At 61.6% G+C, this 16,408-nt stretch carries 17 protein-coding genes; 10 read left to right on the top strand and 7 right to left on the bottom strand.

What is annotated here, in order from left to right:
- The first annotated feature begins 8 nt into the window (after window positions 1-8).
- Entirely contained in the window at window positions 9-308 is a 300-nt protein-coding gene (locus QRN31_RS28645; RefSeq protein ID WP_285436073.1) for a hypothetical protein, read from the top strand.
- Between the two features lie 16 nt (window positions 309-324).
- Here the strand turns inward: QRN31_RS28645 and QRN31_RS28640 are convergent, their stop codons facing one another.
- The 6 genes from QRN31_RS28640 to QRN31_RS28615 form a co-directional block, all read right to left on the bottom strand.
- Window positions 325-846 (bottom strand): cytochrome C, encoded by a 522-nt coding sequence (locus tag QRN31_RS28640; RefSeq protein ID WP_285436072.1) that lies wholly within the window; start codon window positions 844-846, stop codon window positions 325-327.
- 222 nt (window positions 847-1,068) lie between these two features.
- Entirely contained in the window at window positions 1,069-1,590 is a 522-nt protein-coding gene (locus QRN31_RS28635) for a methylamine dehydrogenase light chain (protein ID WP_008079640.1), read from the bottom strand.
- Between the two features lie 19 nt (window positions 1,591-1,609).
- Window positions 1,610-2,230, bottom strand: coding sequence for a methylamine dehydrogenase accessory protein MauD (gene mauD, locus QRN31_RS28630; RefSeq protein ID WP_285436068.1), 621 nt, complete (start codon window positions 2,228-2,230; stop codon window positions 1,610-1,612).
- Window positions 2,231-2,233: 3 nt separating this feature from the next.
- Window positions 2,234-2,773 (bottom strand): MauE/DoxX family redox-associated membrane protein, encoded by a 540-nt coding sequence (locus QRN31_RS28625; protein ID WP_285436067.1) that lies wholly within the window; start codon window positions 2,771-2,773, stop codon window positions 2,234-2,236.
- Window positions 2,774-2,786: 13 nt separating this feature from the next.
- Complete coding sequence (locus QRN31_RS28620; protein WP_285436065.1) at window positions 2,787-3,935, bottom strand: amine dehydrogenase large subunit; 1,149 nt, start codon at window positions 3,933-3,935, stop codon at window positions 2,787-2,789.
- A 220-nt stretch (window positions 3,936-4,155) separates the two neighbouring features.
- Window positions 4,156-5,637: a sensor histidine kinase gene (locus QRN31_RS28615; RefSeq protein ID WP_285436064.1), complete on the bottom strand. Its 1,482-nt coding sequence runs from the start codon at window positions 5,635-5,637 to the stop codon at window positions 4,156-4,158.
- Between the two features lie 226 nt (window positions 5,638-5,863).
- Here QRN31_RS28615 and QRN31_RS28610 point away from each other — a divergent pair, with 226 nt between their 5' ends.
- From QRN31_RS28610 to feaR, 9 genes are all read left to right on the top strand, one after another.
- Entirely contained in the window at window positions 5,864-7,027 is a 1,164-nt protein-coding gene (locus QRN31_RS28610) for an acyl-CoA dehydrogenase family protein (RefSeq protein WP_285436063.1), read from the top strand.
- Between the two features lie 25 nt (window positions 7,028-7,052).
- A complete protein-coding gene (locus QRN31_RS28605; RefSeq protein ID WP_285436062.1) occupies window positions 7,053-7,424 on the top strand; it encodes a hypothetical protein in 372 nt (123 codons plus the stop codon).
- A 3-nt stretch (window positions 7,425-7,427) separates the two neighbouring features.
- Entirely contained in the window at window positions 7,428-7,898 is a 471-nt protein-coding gene (locus tag QRN31_RS28600; protein ID WP_285436060.1) for a nuclear transport factor 2 family protein, read from the top strand.
- Window positions 7,895-9,043: an amidase gene (locus QRN31_RS28595; protein ID WP_285436059.1), complete on the top strand. Its 1,149-nt coding sequence runs from the start codon at window positions 7,895-7,897 to the stop codon at window positions 9,041-9,043. The genes QRN31_RS28600 and QRN31_RS28595 overlap by 4 nt, the downstream gene beginning before the upstream one ends.
- Before the next feature lie 21 nt (window positions 9,044-9,064).
- Window positions 9,065-10,348 carry an aromatic ring-hydroxylating oxygenase subunit alpha gene (locus tag QRN31_RS28590; RefSeq protein ID WP_285436058.1) on the top strand — a complete coding sequence of 428 codons (1,284 nt, stop codon included), beginning with the start codon at window positions 9,065-9,067 and terminating at the stop codon, window positions 10,346-10,348.
- A complete protein-coding gene (locus QRN31_RS28585) occupies window positions 10,345-10,845 on the top strand; it encodes an aromatic-ring-hydroxylating dioxygenase subunit beta (RefSeq protein ID WP_285436056.1) in 501 nt (166 codons plus the stop codon). Before QRN31_RS28590 ends, QRN31_RS28585 begins: the two co-directional genes overlap by 4 nt.
- Before the next feature lie 11 nt (window positions 10,846-10,856).
- Entirely contained in the window at window positions 10,857-11,597 is a 741-nt protein-coding gene (locus QRN31_RS28580) for an SDR family NAD(P)-dependent oxidoreductase (protein ID WP_285436055.1), read from the top strand.
- A 58-nt stretch (window positions 11,598-11,655) separates the two neighbouring features.
- Window positions 11,656-12,606, top strand: coding sequence for a PDR/VanB family oxidoreductase (locus tag QRN31_RS28575; RefSeq protein ID WP_285436054.1), 951 nt, complete (start codon window positions 11,656-11,658; stop codon window positions 12,604-12,606).
- Window positions 12,607-12,759: 153 nt separating this feature from the next.
- Entirely contained in the window at window positions 12,760-13,677 is a 918-nt protein-coding gene (gene feaR, locus QRN31_RS28570) for a transcriptional regulator FeaR (protein ID WP_285436053.1), read from the top strand.
- Between the two features lie 2,021 nt (window positions 13,678-15,698).
- Here the strand turns inward: feaR and QRN31_RS28565 are convergent.
- The gene (locus tag QRN31_RS28565) at window positions 15,699-16,328 is read right to left on the bottom strand and encodes a response regulator transcription factor (protein WP_285436051.1); all 630 of its coding nucleotides are present in this window, start codon (window positions 16,326-16,328) and stop codon (window positions 15,699-15,701) included.
- Window positions 16,329-16,408: the final 80 nt, after the last annotated feature.

Genomic DNA, 16,408 nt, shown 5'->3' with positions numbered 1-16,408 from the left:
GAACCTCAATGACCGGCGTCGAATCATTGCCAATTATGGCCAAAAAAAGATTCTCGACTCTGCGAGCGGCCGGCGATTCACTTCAGAGTGTCTGGATGACGATTGAAAAATTCAACGACGACTTGCGCCAGGCGCGCGAGGAGCTGACAGCCGCGACGGCCCAGGTCATGAAGCTGGTCCGTTCGGGCAAAGCGTTCGGGGATGAATGGGACGCGGCGGTTGCACGAGAGCGCAAAGCTTTTCAGAAAATGCAGTGGGTGCTGGACAGCCCCTTGGCGCCCCGGGGAAACGGGAAGTCGGATACGTAGCGGTTCGAGGGCTGACTCAATAGCTCATTCCGTCCTCAATCGCGATGCCTTGCGCACGCATGGCCTTGATCAACTCCGCCCGGGTGCCCGGCAGGTTGAGCATGGCCTTCTGGCGCAACTGCGCCACTTCATCGCTGCTGTAAGGCTGATAGTTCGCGGGGGTGCTCTTGCCCGCCAGGCCGTCTTCACGCATCAGCCAGTTGAGCAAATCCGCCAGTTGCGCATTGTTCAGCGCCGACTGCGACATGCCCGGCACCCGCACCAGAAACTCACGACCGCCCGGCACTTTGAGAAAGTTACCGACAAACCCGGTCAGGCGAGGCGTGTCGTTGGCGGCGGAACCCATGCCATTGCCCAAGTGGCAACCGGCGCATTGCAACTGGTAATTCACGCCGACGCTGTAACCGGCCTGGGCAATCGGTTTTTGCAGCGCTTCGTTACCCGGTGCATGGCGCTGTGCCGGGTCGGGAATGGCTCGGGCATACACGAGCGGTGCGCTCAGGGCGCAGACAAGACCGAGGAGTAGCAACTTACGCATGACAAAAGCACCTCTACGGTAAACACACTGTTATGTAGCCGCTAGCGAAACCTGTGGGAGCGAGCCTGCTCGCGATGACGGAGTGTCAGTCGACATTTATGTATCTGTTACACCGTCATCGCGAGCAGGCTCGCTCCCACAGGTTTTACCAAGGGCTACAAAGGATCGTGCTGGGGCATAAAAAAACCGCCGATTGCCTGAGCAACCGACGGCCAATGCGCGTTAAACGGCGACGCCACGGATGATCGAAACGGTGCAGTGATAGATGTGCGATTTGGCGGCCAGGCACCAGTTCACATCGTTGTTGTTGAACGGGCGGTAAGCCGGTTCTTCACTGTCGTTACGGGTGCAGGCACACTGGGCGCAGCTTTGTTTACCGCAGCAATCGTTATACGAAATGATGTAATCCTTGCCATCGGCCGGGTTGCGGCAGGTGCCGATCCAGGTCACTTGCGACGCTTCGGTGCCGGGCGGGCAGGACGTCACCGAACCGCCGCAGCAGCTGCACAGGAAGCCGTCGATGGAGCAGTAGCGCCAGTAGTCGCAACTGTTCGGATCACCCGGGTCACCGGCCTTCGGGTTGTCGGCGGCCAGGGCTTTGCTGGTGCGGTCCAGCGGCAACAGCAGTGGCAGGGCGGCGCCAGCGACCATCAGCGAACCCATGCGGGCCAGCAGTTTGCGGCGTGAGGTGGTGTCGGCGACTCGACGTGTCGAGCGCTCGAACAACAGATCCAGCAGTTTCATAAAAGTCTCCCTGCCTTAATCAGTGGCTATGGCCGTGGCTGTGGTCGTGGGCGTGTGGCTGGCTGTTGAGGTATTCCTGCAGCGTGGATTTTTTCAGGTGCTCGACTTCGAACAGGCTGTCCAGGTGCTCACGGGAATTGACCAGGCCTTTGGCGCGCAGGGTGCCGGTCTTGTCGATCAGGGCGGCGTACGGCAGCTTGCCGATCTGATAGGTCATGCCGACTTCCGGCCCGACCACATAGGTCGCGTCTTCCAGTTTGTGTTCACGGATCAGCTTTTGTTGGGCGTCCATGTCGCCGTCGCTGATGAACACCACGTCCAGGCGATCAGCCTGTTCCTTGGCGATGGACTTGATCGCCGGCAACAGCGATTTGCAGATCGGGCAGGTTGGCGAGAGGAAGAACAGCAGCTGGTTCTTTTCACCGGCATAGCCGAAGTTCACCGGACGACCGTGACGGTCGGAGGCGGTGACTTGCGGCGCGGCTTCGTTGACCGCCACGCCTTTGTCCATCATCAGCGCGCCGGCCGGGGCCAGGCGGCCATGTAAAACACCAATCTGACGCACCAGGCCCATGACGGCAAACGCCACGGCCGCGAGCAGAATCCAGAGCAAAACGTTGGAAACAATTAAGCCTTCCATTGATCACCTACCAATCAGTTTGAGCAGAAGAGGGGAGTTCGCCAGCAAGCCATCGGCAGCGGCGTAGATCAGCAGCGCTACGCTGCTGGCGGCGACGGTGACGAAGCCGTCGAAAAAACCCAGGTCACGAACCACCGGCGAGACGCTGGCCAGCAGCGCCAGGCCCACCAGTGCGCTGTTGCGCAGCAGCAGGACCGGGCGCAGCGGTTGCGCCTGGTCCGGGCCGGCACAGCCGCAGTCGATGTCGCGACGACCGCGCCACAGGTTGATACCAATGGCGGCGGCGTACAGCGTGATCAGGCCGGCCGCCACCAACGCTGCCCAATACCGGCTGACCGGCACCAGCAGCGCAAATGCGATCACCAGCTCTACCGCTGGAATCACACGGGCGACCGGGCGCACAAGCGCCTCGGGCAACAGTTGGTAATCCGCCAACTGTTTGGCAAAACGTGCCGGCGCGCGGACCTTGTGCGTCGCGGCACTGGCCAGCAACACCGCAATGGCGATGGCGCTGGCAATGATGAAGATCGGATCTAAGTGCATGGCCGAGCCTCGTTTAGTAGCTCATGACCTGAGTCGCGGTTTTGGCGACTTTCGGCATGCTGCCGGTGAGCGTGTTGGTCTTCAGATCGAAAATCTGCAAACCGCCCTCGACGTCGGCACCCAGCAGCAACGGCTTGTCGTCACCGGTGGCCTGCATGCTCCACACCGGAACCGGTGCTTGCAGCGTCGCTACTTTCTTATGGGTTTTGAGATCAAACGCCCAGATCAGCGGGCTTGGGTCTTCCCACTTCATCGGTTCGTGCGCGTCGTGCATCAGCACATACAAGCGGTTGAGGTTCGGCGCGATGGCCATCAGCTGCCAGCCCCCCGGCGCCCAGCCGGCTTTCTTTTCTTCCTCGGAGGTCAGCGACCACGACGGCAGGATTTTCGGTGCGTCGGCCGAGAAATCCACCGGGCGAATGGTGCCCGTGGTGGTGGTGAAGTAATAGGTGTCGCCGACGTTCACCGCGCGCTCGTTGAGCTTCTCGGCATTCGGGTCGAAGAACGGCGTGCGGCTGCGCGCGGTTTCCTGGCCCTGGTCGTTCAGCGTGATCACCTGCAAGCTGCCGTCGCCGCACAGCGAGGCGAAACGGCGGTTGCCGACCGGGTAGTTGAGCACGCAACCGGGAATCGCCAGTTCAGCGGTCACGGCCTTGGCCTGGGTGTCGACCACGGTCACCGAAGTCGATGGCGTGAAGTTGTAGACGTAGACGAAACGGTCATCGCCGCTGGTCTTCAAGCCGTAGCGTTGGGTCAGCGACTCGGCGCGTTTGGTTGGAATCAACAGTTCCCAGGCCGGCGCCAGGGTCGAGCTGTCCCAGGCGGTCAGCACATCAGTGCGGGTGCCACGGGTGCCGCGCGAGTAAAAGATGTCGGCGCTGTAGAGGGTTTTCTGATCGTGGCTTAGGGTCGACGGCGCGGCAAAACCGGTTGGCACCATGCCGAGCACGCGTTTTTTGTCGGGGTCGACCACGGTCACGCGGCCCGCCACGAAGCTTTCGAATTCGACGTCGACGATAAACGCACGGTGCACTTCCGGCGGAAATGCCAAAACGGTCTGGCCGATGGTGTCGGCTGGCAGGTCCGCACGGGCGCTGGTCAAGCCGAGTACAAGCAGGCTCAGACCTAGCGCTGACTGTACGTTGATCCTGTTGGTTCGCATTAGGGGAACTCCCTGAATTGTTATTCACGCAGATCGCGGGTGCTTGGGCAGATTTTTACAATTCGATTCTGCCTCGCCGTGAATTCGGGAGAATTGCTGTGGCTGCCAACCGTTTGTGTGTCTGTGCCAGTCTCGGAAAACAAGCCGAAAACACCGTAAACACAGGCAATAACGCACCTGTAGCCGCCTTTGGCAGCGGCTACAGATCAGCGGGTTAATGTCAGGCGGGAGTTGCGAGGGGGAGGGAGAAGGTGAATACCGCGCCACACGGTTCCAGGTTTTGCGCCCAGATATCCCCGCGATGGCGGCCGATGATGTTTTTGCACAGCGCCAGGCCAATGCCGTTACCGCTGACCTTGGAAGAGAAGAAGCCATCGAACAGCTTGTTCTGCTCCAGCGCCGCAATGCCGCGACCACAATCCTCTACCCGGACCAAGGCAGCGTTTTCACCGCGACTGGCATGAATGCGCAGCACGCGCCGTTCGAGCGGCAAGTCGCTCATTTCTTCGATGGCATTAAAGGCCAGGTTGAGGATGACCTGGCCGATCAGGACCTTTTCGCAGCTGATCAGCAGCGGTTCGGGGCTGGTGACGATCTCGACCTTGATCAGGCTGGGGTCGGCGCGCAGGCGGATGAAGTATTGGGTTTCGCGCAGCAGGTCGTTGAGGTCGATCAGCTCTTCGGACTGTTCCAGCTTGACCACGTATTCGCGCACGCTTTTGATGATCAGCGACGCATGCTCGATTTGCCGCACCGCGTTCTGCAAACCCCAGGCGACGCCCTGGTCCTGGGTTTGGTCCTTGCCCAGACGAATCACCGCACCTTCGATGAAATTGCGCGTGGCGGCCAGCGGCTGACTCAGTTCATGGGCAATCGCCACCGCCATTTCGCCCATGGCGTTGTAGCGTGCCAGGTATTCGAGCTTTTGCTCGCTGACCCGCCGCGCTTCTTCGGCGCGCACCTGTTCGGTGACATCGCGGAACAACAGCAGAAAGCCCACCAGGTCGTCTTCGATTTCGATGTAGCGGCACGTCGCGTGGTGCCAGCGCCATTCACCGTCACGCCGCTGCAAGTGGTAATGAACACTGAACGGCGCGTGCTCCGGCTGCTCGCAGGACAGTTGTTGCAGCAGGCGCTGGCGTGAAGGCTCGTCGCACCAGTCGAGGAAATTCTCACCGATCAGCGTCTGATCCTCGCTGTTGAGCAACTGCGCGGCCGACTCACTGATAAAGCGGATATCACCCTGCGGCCCGAGCACTGCCACACCTTCCTCCAGGTCCTGCATAAAGGCCTTTAGCCGGCTTTCGAAACGCTTGAGGTCGCGCTTGACCTTGTCCTCCTTGGAGATGTCGCGGAACTGCACCATCAGCACATCGCGACCGTCCAGGTGCACCAGCGTGGCGACTGCTTCGGAGAGGATTTCCACCCCTTGCTTGGAGCGGTAACACCACTCGATGGCGCGCTGGCCGGTGCGCGCCGCGCCTTCCAGCCAGCGCAAACCGACCGAGCGACGGTACTGCGGTGCATCGCGGGTCATGTCCGGGGCTTTGAGCGGCGTCAGTTCTTCCAGGGTAAAACCCAGCGCCGCCAGGGCGGCGGCGTTGGCCCACAGGATCTCCTTGCTGTGGGCGTCGTGAAGAATGATGCACAGCGGCATGGCTTCGATGAGGGCGTAGAAATCGTTCGGTTTAGGCAGGTACATCGCGCAGTCCTGAGGAACCGGTGAAAGGGAAGTATGGCTTTTTATACCCGCTTGCGCGTGGGGATGCGCTCAGAAGTAACCGGGGGCGGGCTAGGGGTTTTCTTTAGCCCAGGGGCTACACGCCCCAATAGTGGCGAGCGGATGCGGTTTTTACACTGGACCCATCAACGGTCGCCAGGCACTCCAGCAAGGCTCCGTCTAATAACAAGTCAAACGGAGAAAGCCCATGCTGCGTTCAGCCGCCGCGCAACAAGACCCTCTGCCAGTCGTCGACGACACCACCGTCCACAATCAGGCCTTCGAGCGGATGCTGGATGAAGTGCGCCAGCGTCGCGAAGAATTTGACGCCGGCTCCCACGTGCCACGGGACATGATCGAGCGCTTCAAGGAAGTGGGCATCTACCGTGCCGCCACGCCGAAATGCTTCGGCGGCGATGCGCTGGCGCCGGCACTTTTCCTGCAGATGATCGAGCGCATCTCCGAAGCCGACGGCTCCGCCGGCTGGGTCGCCAGCTTCGGCAGCGCTGGGGTCTACCTTGCGGCTTTACCGCCGCAAACCCTCGCTGAAATCTACGCCGACAGCCCCGACCTGGTGTTCGCCGGAGGCCTGTTCCCGTTGCAACCCGCTGAAGCGGTCGACGGCGGCTGGCAGGTCAACGGCACCTGGAAATTCGCCAGCGGCTGCAAAGGCGCCGACCTGATCGGTGTCGGCATCGGTGCTGCCGGCGGCAAGCCGCGCACCGCCGTGTTCCGTGCCGATCAAGTCGACATCATCGAGAACTGGGACGTGGTCGGTCTCAAAGGCACCGGCAGTCACGACCTGCGCGTCACCGACAAACACATCGATGAGCGCTGGACCTTCATCCGTGGCGGTGCCGCCACCATCGACGAGCCGCTGTTCCGTTACCCGTCGATTGCCTACGCCGCGCAGGTGTTGGCGGTGGTCAACCTCGGGCTGGCCCGCGCCGCCCTCGATGAGGTCAGCCGCATGGCCGCCGGCAGCGGCATCACCGGTGCACCGAAAATGGCCGACCGCGCTTATGTGCGCATCGAAATCGCCAAGGCCGAGGCGCAACTGGCCGCCGCACGGGGGTTCTTCTACGGTGCGACGGAGCAGGTGTGGAACTCGATCCTTGCCGGCAACCCGGTCACCGCCGAACAAACCAGCCTGCTGCGCTTGTCCGCCATTCATGTGGCCCAGGCCGGAGCGGCCGTGGTGCAAAGCGCTTACAGCCTCGCCGGCACCACGGCGATTTACCTGCGCCATCCGCTGCAGCGCTACCTGCGCGACTCGATGGTGGTGACCCAACACGCATTCCTCAGCGAAGGCCTGTACGACGGCGCCGGTTCGGTGTTCCTCGGCGTACCGCCATTCCCTGGCTACATCTGAACCCACTCTTCAAGGATCAATTCCCATGTCCCAGACCACCCAAGAACCCCTGCGCGTTGTCTTTTGCATCGGCATCACCCAGAACTTTTTCGACCTGCCCACCGGCGAAGGCCTGAGCGTGTGGAAGGGTTTCAGCCAGATGATGGGCTCGCTCGGCGCCATGCCCGGCATCACCGTGCTCGGCGCAATGGACGATGACCGGCTGATGGTCGGCCCGTCGACCACCTCGCCGTGGACCGTCTACATCATGGCCGACGTCGATTGCCACCAGTCGGTGATCGAGGCCTGCAACCTGTTCCGCACCACGCCGGTGAACGAATACAGCCTTTGGCGTTACGCCAAGGTCGAAGCGCGTATCGGCCGTCCATTGACCATCCCCGATGCGGCCAAGGTGTAAGCCATGAACGAGGCCTTGTTGCAGCGTCTCGCGACGCTGGAAGGGGAGAGCCAGGTGCGCCGCTTGATGGCGCGCTACATGGACCTGTGCGATGTGCCGCGGGCGCTGACCCAGGTTCGTGAGCTGGCAGAGTTGTTCAGTGAAGACGCGATCTGGGAAGGCGTCGGCAGCCAGACCGCACAGACCTTTGGCCAGCACCAGGGGCGTGAAGCGATAGCAGCGTTCGTCGGCGGTTACTTGCCGCCCTCTGAGCACTTTCGCCTGAACCTGCATTACCTCACCAGCGAGTCAATCGTGGTCGACGGCAGCACGGCCCAGGGGCAGTGGATCATGCAGCAGATTTGCACCTACGCCGATGGTCGCAGTGAACTGTTCGGCACGCGCCTGAACATCGATTTCCACTGCGTCGACGGTGCCTGGCTGATCGCGCATTTCCGTACGCAACGCTTGTTCAACACAGGACTGGGCGCATGAGCACGTTTATCAGCGAATTTTTACTCGGTGGCAGTGGCAAGCGGGTCGCGATCAAAGACTCGATCGACATTGCCGGTTATCCGACCCGTTCGGGTAGCCGCGCGTTTGCCGAGGCTGAACCCGCTGCCCGCAACGCCGAAGTGGTGGACGCAATCCTCGCCGCTGGCTGGCAGATTGTTGGCAAAACCAACCTGCACGAGTTGGCCTTTGGCGTCACCGGCATCAACGACTGGACCGGCACGCCGATCAACCCGCAAGCGCCGGACCGGGTGCCGGGCGGTTCGTCCAGCGGTTCGGCGGCTGCGGTCGCGGCCGGTCTGGCGGACATCGCCATCGGCACCGACACCGGTGGTTCGGTGCGGGTGCCGGCGGCGTGCTGCGGCATTGCCGGGTTGAAACCGACCTATGGGCGAGTCAGTCGGGTCGGCGCGCATCCGTTGGTGTCCAGCCTCGATTGCGTCGGGCCGTTTGCTGCCGACATGGCGGATTTGATTGCGGCGATGCAAGTGATTTGCCCTGGTTTTCAGGCGCAAGGCTTGCCATCGAGCAACGCGTCCGTCGGTTTCCTCGACGTCGCCTGCGACCCGCATTTGCAAGCGAGCCTCGGCGCTGCCGCCGACCGCGCAGGCTGGCGCCGCAGCACCTTGCAACTGAGCGAATTCGACGCCGCGTTCGCCGCCGGCCTCACCGTCATCAATTTCGAAAACTGGGCTGCATTCGGCCACCTCACCGGCCAAGGCTTGATCGGCGCGGACGTCGAGCAGCGCCTGTTGGCCGCCAGCCGCACCAGCGCTGCTGACTTGGCGCAAGCAGAACAAGTCCGCGCGCGGTTCAGCCAGCAAGTGGACGCCGCGCTGGAAGAGTTTGCGGTGCTGCTGTTGCCGACGATGCCAAGCCTGCCTCCGACGCTGATCGAAGCGCGCAGCGCGAGCAAGGCCGTGGCCGGCATGACGCCACTGGTGCGCCCGTTCAACCTCAGCGGCCATCCGGCGCTGACGGTGCCGGTGGAGCTTGATTGCGGCGGGCTGAAAGTCGGTTTGCAGATCGTGGGTCGTAAAGGTCAGGACGAACAGGTGTGCGCCTTTGGTGCGCAGCTGCAACAGAGCATGGCCTGCGAACGGTCCAGCCCTAAAAACAAATCATAAAAAAGCCATGAGGAGAACCGCATGAGCACTCATGAATACCGGCTGATCGCTTCATCGAAAAGCCCCGACGAACTGGTCCGGCATGACCGCGTCGACGTCTCGCTGTACAACGACCCGGCGCTGTTCGAAGCGGAACTGGAAAAGATTTTCTACCGCACCTGGGTGTGGGTCGCCCACGAAAGCGAAGTGCGCAACAGCGGCGACTTCAAGACCGCGACCATCGGCCGTCGTCCGGTGATTGTGGTGCGTGACAAAAAGGGCCAGATCAACGTTCTGGAAAACCGCTGCCGGCACCGGGGCGCCACCGTGTGCGAGAAGCACAAAGGCAACGCCACCGGTTTCACCTGCCCGTACCACAGCTGGTCCTATGGCCTGGACGGCAAGTTGCGCGCGTTGCCGTATCCGGATGGCTACGAAGGCATTCTGGAAAAGTCCGAGTTGCCGCTCACCAGCCTGCGCGTCGAAAGCTACGCGGGCATGGTCTTCGCCAGTTACAACGACGAAATCGAGTCGCTGGAAGACTTCCTCGGCGGCGCGAAGCACTGGATGGACCTGTTCATGAAGCAGGGCGCCGGTTACCCGATCAAGACCCAGGGCGAACACAAGTTCAGCTTCAAGGGCAACTGGAAGATCCAGCTGGAAAACACCACCGACGGTTACCACTTCCCGATCGTGCACAAGTCGTTCATGTCATCGGTGGATGAAGAAACCTCTGAAATGCTTTCGTTTATGACCGACGAACAGGCCGTCACCCACTCGCTGGGCAACGGCCACAGCGTGATGGTGATGGTGCCGGAGCACGTCGACCTGGATCACGACGACGGCAGCGAACAGTTGCAGGAGCGCTTCGCTCACGTCACCGAAGAACTGTCGAAAACCATGGAGCCTGCGCAAGTCCGTCGCATTGTGCGTTCGCTGCACGGCGCCGGTTTCAACCTGAACCTGTTCCCCAACGTCGCGATGTCGATGTCGTTCTTCCGCGTGCTGCGTCCGGTCTCGGTCACTGAAACCGAGATCCGCCACGTTGCGCTGGGCATGGACGGCGGCCCGGAGATCGCCAACCGCGAACGCATGCGCATTCACGAACACTTCCAGGGCCCGTTCGGCTTCGGCAGCCCGGACGACGCCGAGGCCTGGGACCGTGTGCAGCGCGGTTCGTACGCTGGCGTCGACGCGCCGATTTTGGTCAACCGTGGCCTCAATCGCGAAATCATTGCCGAGAACGGCGACAAAGTCTCCCACGCCACCGACGAGGGCGGCATGCGCGGAGCCTATGACATGTGGAAAAGGATGATGAGCCAATGAGCAATCACGACACCCTGAACGGTTTTTCCGGCCCGTTGGCCCAGGCCATCGAATTCATCTGGCGCGAAGCCGAACTGCTCGACCACAAGCACTACGCCGAGTGGGCGACCCTGTGGAGCGAGAGCGGCAAGTACATTGTGCCGATCGACCCGGACACCGAAGACTTTGAAGCCACGCTCAACTACGCCTACGACGATGCGCGCATGCGCGGCTTGCGCATCGAACGCCTGACCGCCGGCTACTCGCCGTCGGCGGTGGACGCGGCGAAAACCGTGCGCAGTATTTCGCGGTTTCGCTTGGTAGAAGCGGCGGGCGACCTGGTTGAAGTCAATTCCGCGCAGCTGCTGTACGCCTACAAACGCGGCGTGCACACGCCTTTCGTGGCTGACCTCAACCACCGCATTCGTTTCACCGACGGTGTGGCGAAACTCGAACGCAAGGTCGTGCGCCTGATCAATTCCACCGACAGCCTGAGCGCGCTGGGTTTCCTGCTATGAGGATCAACACCATGAACCGGGTCGCCCTGGTGACCGGCGCCTCGCGCGGTCTTGGCGAATGCATCGCCCGTCGCTTGCACGCGGCGGGGTATCGCGTAGGGCTGGCGGATGTGCGCCTCGACGGCGTGCAGCGCCTGGCTTCGGAACTCGATGGCAGCGGTGCGAGTGCCGTGGCCATCGAGCTGGATGTGCGCAACAAAGCCGACTTCGTCCGCGCCCGCGATCTGCTCGCCGAGCGCTGGGGCGGCACCGACATTCTGGTGAACAACGCCGGCGTGTCGAAAGTCGCCGCGCTGATGGACATCACGCCTGAGGAGTTCGACGAGTCGATGGCGATCAACCTGCGCGGCACTTTTGTCGCGTGTCAGGTGTTCGGCGCGCACTTCGCCGTGCGTGGCTTTGGTCGCATCGTCAACATCGCTTCGCTCGCCGGGCAAAACGGCGGCACCGCCACCGGCGCGCATTACGCGGCGGCCAAGGGGGGCGTGGCGACGTTGACCAAAGTCTTCGCCCGCGAACTGGCGCCGCAAGGGGTGACGGTCAACAGCATTTCGCCAGGGCCGCTGGATTTGCCGGTGGTGCGCGAAACCGTGGCGCCGGAGCGCCTGGAACAGATCCTGAAAATAATCCCGGCCGGTGTGCTTGGCGACCCCGGATACATCGCCGACAGCGTGTTGCTGCTGATCGCCGATCACGCCGCCTCGGTCACGGGGGCATGTTGGGACATCAACGGCGGCTTGTTCATGCGCTGATCGTCGCGGCGGCAGGGATTGCTCAATACACAAAACCAACCGTATTTCAGGTGATGCAATGATGAAAGTGAGGATCGAAAGGATCGTCGACGAAGCGCTGGATATCCGTTCCTTTCGCCTCGTGCGCAGTGACGGCCAGCCGCTCGACAGTTATGAACCGGGGGCGCATGTCGACCTGACCGGACCGACCGGGGTAACCCGCCAGTATTCGCTGTGCAGCCCGCCGCAGGATCGCCGCGCGTACCTGGTGGCGGTGAAGAAAGAAGCGCAGTCGCGTGGCGGCTCGCTGGCGCTGCATGAGCAAGTGGAAGAGGGCATGGAGCTGGAAATGGGCGCACCGCGCAACCTGTTCCGCCTCGACCCGACGGCCACCGAGCACGTGCTGTTCGCTGCCGGGATTGGTGTCACGCCGCTGCTGAGCATGGCCTATCGACTGGCGGAAAGCGGTCAGCCGTATCGACTGCACTACTTTGCCCGTTCGCCGGAGTACGCGGCTTTTTCCACGCTATTGGCCAGCACCTTTGCCGCAAATGTGCAGTTCCACTATGGCGTCGAGCCCACCGACATGGACGCGGCATTGACTGACAGCCTGAGTCAGGCCGGCAGCACTGCACACGTCTACACCTGCGGCCCGGCGCCGTTCATGAACAAAGTGGTGGAAGTAGCGGCGCGCAGCCGTTGTGACGATTTCATCCACCTGGAGCACTTTCAGGCCGATCCGGCCGCCAATGCGGGCCCGAGCGGGAGCTTCGAAGTGGAACTGGCCAGCTCCGGCGTGGTGCTTCACGTGCCAGCCGATTCCAGCCTGGTCGACGTGTTGCAGGCCCACGGCTGTGACATCGACACCGAGTGCCGCGAAGGCATTTGCGGCACCTGTATTGTCGAGGTGCTGGACGGGGTGCCGGAGCATCGCGACAACTGTTTGTCGAACAAGGAGAAGGCGGGCAATAAACAGATCTGTGCCTGCGTTTCGCGAGCACTTTCCGCTCGTCTGGTATTGGACCTGTAACCCGCTAAACCCCTGGAAACATTGCGTGGGAGTCGATTAAATCGGCGCCCCACGGCCGTCAAGGGAGAAGACGGTCACGTAAACGGCATTCATCGAACCGCTCGGCGAAGCGGTCGAAAAATAACAATAAAACTGACGTGAGGCCTTGCGGTCATGATTACTTCTTCGGCAGTGCGCAACGATGCATTTGAAAGTTGGTTAAGCCAGGTCAATCAGGCCTGTGGGCGTTTCGATGCCCGCGCACTGGACGCGAATTTTTACGGTGAGCTGGCGGAATATCGCAGCGGCGCAATCAACCTCAGCGTGGTGGACATGGCCCACGTGCATTTGTATCGCACCAGCAAGGATGTCAGCACCAGCAGCGACGGCCATTACTACGCCGTGTTCCAACTGCGCGGCAGCTCGCAACTCGAACAGGGCGAACACCGTGCTCAGCTGGGGTGTGGCGACATCGCCCTGATCGACGCCTGCCGCCCCAGCGACATGACCTACAACGACGATTCCCGGCAGTTGTCACTGATCCTGCCGCGCCAAGTGGTGGAGCGCGGCTCGCACTTCAGCGCCGTCAACTGCGCCACGCGCATCCCGGCCAACACGCCATTGGCCGCACTGGCCAACCGCATGGTCCTGGAAGCCCGACAACAACACAGCCTGCAGATGCAGGAAAGCGAAGCGGTGCTCGACGCACTGGTCAGCCTGCTCCTGCCGGGCATCAGCGCCCGGGACAACGGTGTGGATGCGCACGAGCGGCAGTTTCGCAAAACCATCGCCTACATCGACGAACACATCAGCAGCGAGGAACTGTGCCCTGAATTGATCGCGCGTGAGGTGGGGATTTCGGTGCGCGGGCTGTACCGGATGTTCTCCAAACGCGGGTTGGTGGTGGCGCAATACATCAAGCATCGACGCCTGGACTTCTGCGCCGAAAACCTGCGCCGCTCGGATGTGGAACAGAAGCTTTCGGCGTTGTGCTATGCGTGGGGCTTCTCGGATTCGAGCTACTTTTCGTCGGCATTCAAGTCGCGGTTTGGCGTGTCGCCGGGTGAATACCGCAAGCGCTATAGCCACTGACAGCGTGTGGGAGCGAGCTTGCTCGCGATAGCGCTGTGTCAGGCGCCGCAATGTTGAATGTGCCGGCCTCATCGCGAGCAAGCCCGCTCCCACATTGGACTGCATCCTTGCGGACAACTCGATCAACTGTGGGAGCGAGCTTGCTCGCGATGGCGGAGTGTCAGACGCCGCGATATTGAATGTGCCGGCCCCATCGCGAGCAGGCTCACTCCCACATTGGACTGCATTTGTCCGGACAACTCGGTCAACTGTGGGAGCGAGCTTGCCCGCGATGGCGGAGTGTCAGACACCGCAATCTTGAATGTGCCGGCCCGATCGCGGGCAAGCTCACTCCCACATTGGACTGCATCCTTGCGGACAACTCGATCAACTGTGGGAGCGAGCTTGCTCGCGATGGCGGAGTATCAGACGCCGCGATATTGAATGTGCCGGCCCCATCGCGAGCAGGCTCACTCCCACATTGGACTGCATCCGTCCAGACCACTCGGTCACCTGTGGGAGCGGGCTTGCCCGCGATAGCGGAGTGTCAGACGCCGCGATATTGAATGTGCCGGCCCCATCGCGAGCAGGCTCACTCCCACATTGGACTGCATTCGTCCGGACAACTCGGTCAACTGTGGGAGCGAGCTTGCTCGCGATGGCGGAGTGTCAGACGCCGCAATCTTGAATGTGCTGGCCTCATCGCGGGCAAGCCCGCTCCCACAGGGATTCAGGGTGTACACATATTTTGTGTCCACTACCGCCTACTGTGGGAGCGGGCTTGCCCGCAATGGCGGAGTGTCAGACGCCGCAATCTTGAATGTGCCGGCCCCATCGCGAGCAAGCTCACTCCCACATTGGACTGCATCCGTCCGGACAACTCGATCAACTGTGGGAGCGAGCTTGCTCGCGATGGCGGAGTGTCAGGCGCCGAAATCTTGAATGTGCCGGCCTCATCGCGAGCAGGCTCACTCCCACATTGGACTGCATTCGTCCGGACCACTCGGTCAACTGTGGGAGCGAGCCTGCTCGCGATAGCGGAGTGTCAGACGCCGCAATCTTGAATGTGCCGGCCCCATCGCGAGCAGGCTCACTCCCACATTGGACTGCATCCTTGCGGACAACTCGATCAACTGTGGGAGCGAGCTTGCTCGCGATGGCGGAGTGTCAGGCGCCGCAATCTTGAATTTACTGTCCCCATCGCGAGCAGGCTCACTCCCACATTGGACTGCATTCGTCCGGACCACTCGGTCAACTGTGGGAGCGAGCCTGCTCGCGATAGCGGAGTGTCAGACGCCGCAATCTTGAATGTGCCGGCCTCATTGCGAGCAGGCTCACTCCCACATTGGACTGCATCCTTGCGGACAACTCGGTCAACTGTGGGAGCGAGCCTGCTCGCGATGGCGGAGTGTCAGACGCTGCAATCTTGAATGTACTGGCCCCATCGCGAGCAGGCTCACTCCCACATTGGACTGCGTCCGTCCGGACAACTCGGTCAACTGTGGGAGCGAGCTTGCTCGCGATGGCGGAGTGTCAGGCACCGCAATATTGAATGTGCCGGCCCCATCGCGAGCAGGCTCACTCCCACATTGGACTGCATTCGTCCGGACAACTCGATCAACTGTGGGAGCGGGCTTGCCCGCGATGGCGGAGTGTCAGACGCCGCAATCTTGAATGTGCCGGCCTCATCGCGAGCAAGCTCACTCCCACATTGGACTGCATCCTTGCGGACTACTCGATCAACTGTGGGAGCGGGCTTGCTCGCGATGGCGGAGTGTCAGACGCCGCAATCTTGAATGTGCCGGCCCGATCGCGAGCAGGCTCACTCCCACATTGGACTGCATCCTTGCGGGCTACTCGATCAACTGTGGGAGCGAGCTTGCCCGCGATGGCGGAGTGTCAGACGCCGCAATGTTGAATGTGCCGGCCTCATCGCGGGCAGGCTCACTCCCACATTGGACTGCACCCTTGCGGACAACTCGGTCAACTGTGGGAGCGAGCCTGCTCGCGATGGCGGTTCGAAGATCGCCGAAAATTCAGGCTCAATGCCGCGCAGGCTCATCCACCGGCAAATGCAGCACCTCACGCACTAGCATGGCAATGCTGCTCACGCCCATCTTTTCCTTGATCTTGGTGCGGTGAACATCAACGGTTTTCACGCTGATGTTCAGCTCTCGGGCGATGACCTTGCTGGCCTTGCCATCGATCACCAGCATCAACACTTCCCGTTCCCGACTGGTCAGCAGCGCGAGCTTGCCTTGCAGGTGCTGGCGTTGCTGCTGCTCGGCCTGGGCGTGCACGGCGGTCTTCAGCGCCGCTTGTATGCGGTCGATCATCTGTTGCGGGTTGTAGGGCTTTTCGACGAAATCCAGTGCGCCGTTTTTCATTGCCGTGACCGACATCGGAATGTCGCCATGGGCCGAGACGAAAATCGTCGGCAAGGTGCTGCCCCGCTGGTTGAGGATTTCCTGCAACTGAAAACCACTGGTTTCCGGCATGCGTACGTCCAGCACCAGGCACGCCGGTTGCTTGGGGTCGTACTGGCTCAGGAACTCTTCAGCGCCGGCAAAGCATTGCGCTTGCACGCTGACCGACTCCAGCAACCAGGCGAGCGAGGTTCGCAGGTCTTTGTCGTCATCGACGATATAAACAATCGGTTTGCGGGTTTCCATCAGGGACTGCCACGAGAATTTCTAATTATTGTTTTCGCACGCGAGCACGCTGCGGCGGACGTCGACGCCTATGTTGGCGC

This window comes from Pseudomonas sp. fls2-241-R2A-110, assembly GCF_030209165.1.
In the GTDB taxonomy this organism is placed as follows: Bacteria; Pseudomonadota; Gammaproteobacteria; order Pseudomonadales; family Pseudomonadaceae; genus Aquipseudomonas.
This window is presented reverse-complemented; position numbering and strand designations above follow the sequence as displayed.

What these genes read in the sequence shown, in the direction of transcription:
- QRN31_RS28620 (WP_285436065.1), bottom strand. Translation starts at nt 3,935, where the DNA reads ATGCGAACCAACAGGATCAACGTACAGTCAGCGCTAGGTCTGAGCCTG.
- QRN31_RS28635 (WP_008079640.1), bottom strand. Translation starts at nt 1,590, where the DNA reads ATGAAACTGCTGGATCTGTTGTTCGAGCGCTCGACACGTCGAGTCGCC.
- QRN31_RS28575 (WP_285436054.1), top strand. Translation starts at nt 11,656, where the DNA reads ATGATGAAAGTGAGGATCGAAAGGATCGTCGACGAAGCGCTGGATATC.
- QRN31_RS28595 (WP_285436059.1), top strand. Translation starts at nt 7,895, where the DNA reads ATGAGCACGTTTATCAGCGAATTTTTACTCGGTGGCAGTGGCAAGCGG.
- QRN31_RS28580 (WP_285436055.1), top strand. Translation starts at nt 10,857, where the DNA reads ATGAACCGGGTCGCCCTGGTGACCGGCGCCTCGCGCGGTCTTGGCGAA.
- QRN31_RS28645 (WP_285436073.1), top strand. Translation starts at nt 9, where the DNA reads ATGACCGGCGTCGAATCATTGCCAATTATGGCCAAAAAAAGATTCTCG.
- QRN31_RS28610 (WP_285436063.1), top strand. Translation starts at nt 5,864, where the DNA reads ATGCTGCGTTCAGCCGCCGCGCAACAAGACCCTCTGCCAGTCGTCGAC.
- QRN31_RS28585 (WP_285436056.1), top strand. Translation starts at nt 10,345, where the DNA reads ATGAGCAATCACGACACCCTGAACGGTTTTTCCGGCCCGTTGGCCCAG.
- QRN31_RS28625 (WP_285436067.1), bottom strand. Translation starts at nt 2,773, where the DNA reads ATGCACTTAGATCCGATCTTCATCATTGCCAGCGCCATCGCCATTGCG.
- QRN31_RS28640 (WP_285436072.1), bottom strand. Translation starts at nt 846, where the DNA reads ATGCGTAAGTTGCTACTCCTCGGTCTTGTCTGCGCCCTGAGCGCACCG.
- mauD (WP_285436068.1), bottom strand. Translation starts at nt 2,230, where the DNA reads ATGGAAGGCTTAATTGTTTCCAACGTTTTGCTCTGGATTCTGCTCGCG.
- QRN31_RS28590 (WP_285436058.1), top strand. Translation starts at nt 9,065, where the DNA reads ATGAGCACTCATGAATACCGGCTGATCGCTTCATCGAAAAGCCCCGAC.
- feaR (WP_285436053.1), top strand. Translation starts at nt 12,760, where the DNA reads ATGATTACTTCTTCGGCAGTGCGCAACGATGCATTTGAAAGTTGGTTA.
- QRN31_RS28600 (WP_285436060.1), top strand. Translation starts at nt 7,428, where the DNA reads ATGAACGAGGCCTTGTTGCAGCGTCTCGCGACGCTGGAAGGGGAGAGC.
- QRN31_RS28615 (WP_285436064.1), bottom strand. Translation starts at nt 5,637, where the DNA reads ATGTACCTGCCTAAACCGAACGATTTCTACGCCCTCATCGAAGCCATG.
- QRN31_RS28605 (WP_285436062.1), top strand. Translation starts at nt 7,053, where the DNA reads ATGTCCCAGACCACCCAAGAACCCCTGCGCGTTGTCTTTTGCATCGGC.
- QRN31_RS28565 (WP_285436051.1), bottom strand. Translation starts at nt 16,328, where the DNA reads ATGGAAACCCGCAAACCGATTGTTTATATCGTCGATGACGACAAAGAC.